Genomic DNA, 255 nt, shown 5'->3' with positions numbered 1-255 from the left:
AACAAAGCCATTCCGATAGCGGCCCAAATCATCGCATCCATCGGCAATTTACGCCGTCTTAACGTCGCAACGCCCTGAGAGTCCAAACAAGATTGAATTAACTCAGGTTCTAACACATCAGCTAAGCTGGTGAATTCGGTTAGGCGGGTAATATGAGTGCGAGCGAGTGCTTCTGAGAGTTGCATAAAAAAATCCGATGACATGAGGTCATCGGATTTTGATCTTTTCAGCGAGATCGTCAAGCGATCTGTCTTA

1 protein-coding gene is annotated in these 255 nt (G+C 45.9%); it reads right to left on the bottom strand.

Features of this window, described 5'->3' with window-relative positions; genetic code table 11:
* Window positions 1-203: transposase domain-containing protein (locus MO387_RS21020; protein WP_242326521.1), on the bottom strand; the 203-nt coding region annotated here is incomplete at its 3' end.
* Between the last annotated feature and the right edge of the window lie 52 nt (window positions 204-255).

It is taken from the genome of Shewanella sp. N2AIL (assembly GCF_022690845.1).
Classification (GTDB): domain Bacteria; phylum Pseudomonadota; class Gammaproteobacteria; order Enterobacterales; family Shewanellaceae; genus Shewanella; species Shewanella baltica.
This window is presented reverse-complemented; position numbering and strand designations above follow the sequence as displayed.